Genomic DNA, 1,128 nt, shown 5'->3' with positions numbered 1-1,128 from the left:
ATTCTATAGAGGAACCGGAGCCTCCGAGTCACGGAGCTTACCGAAGAGCCCGCGCGAAGACAGCGCCATCCAAACCCGTCACCGGGCTGGGCGCGAGATCGGCAAAAAAGACGCGCCTGACGGTCTGGCGTCAGCCCTTTTTGGCAAAGCCGGCGGTAACCTCGTCCTTGTGCGCAGCGAAGGCCTTCAGGACCTCCGACTTTTCGGCCTCCGGCACCTTGAAGTGGTCTAGGGTCCGCCCCAGTTCCGCCGCGACCTCGTCGAATTCCGCCGGAGAGATCCGCAAGTCGCGATGCGCCTCCTCGAGGCCGAGCGGCGTCGCGCCGGGCCTCGTGGCCACGAACTTATAGGGGCCGCCGGAAACGTCGCAGACCCACAGCGTGCGCATGAATTTGAGGCCGGGGAGCCGTTCAAGGTTCTTGGTGTGCCATTTCCGTAGCTGTGGGTTCTTGGACTTCTTGCCGACAATGGGATTCTTCACTACGGCGTCGCTGAAGTAATCCACCACCGCGGCGATGGCGAACACGCCCCCCAACCGCTCGTACAGGCTTTTGTCAGGCGTGGTTTGCTTGTTCTGCGCGCGCGCCATGTCGGCCGGCAATACAGCGGTCGATGCGGCGGCCACCGTCAGCCCTGCGACGACACATCGTCTTGTGAAAAAGGTCGAAACAGCCGTTGTCATCTCTGGTTCCCTTTGAGGTTATGCCAGAGCAAGCCGCGGCCTGTCTGGCGGCGACAATGAGTTAGATCTTCGGATATGTCCACTTTGCCTTACCTGGCATCGTCTGAGAAACTAACGAGTCCCCAGTGCCAAATATTCCGGTCGAGGCCTGTTTCATGGCCACGCCAGTTTAAAGACCCGCGCTAGCGCGTCGTCCAGGTTCAGGAACATTCCGCGTCGAACGGAGTTTGAAACGACGGCCCCCGCTCGCAGTGGCCAAGATCGGTCGATGAGGCGAGCTTATGTCGTCTCGGTGAGAAATGCGATGAACGTCAGCGGCGAAGCGACCAGATCTTTTTGGATGCTCGATCCCAGCTTCCCCAGCGCTCCCCGCCTCGAACAGGACGAGCAGTGCGACGTGGCCGTCATCGGAGCCGGCATCGCCGGAGTTTCCGTCGCCTACGAGC

The 1,128-nt window shown here is 61.1% G+C and carries 1 protein-coding gene; it reads right to left on the bottom strand.

Features of this window, described 5'->3' with window-relative positions; translation table 11 throughout:
* Positions 1-130: 130 nt before the first annotated feature.
* Entirely contained in the window at positions 131-625 is a 495-nt protein-coding gene (locus tag EOA24_RS38810; protein WP_245501975.1) for a group 1 truncated hemoglobin, read from the bottom strand.
* Positions 626-1,128: the final 503 nt, after the last annotated feature.

Source organism: Mesorhizobium sp. M2A.F.Ca.ET.039.01.1.1, from assembly GCF_003998035.1.
Lineage (GTDB): Bacteria > Pseudomonadota > Alphaproteobacteria > Rhizobiales > Rhizobiaceae > Mesorhizobium.
Note: the sequence above shows the minus strand (reverse complement) of the source record. Positions and strands in the feature narration are given on the sequence as shown.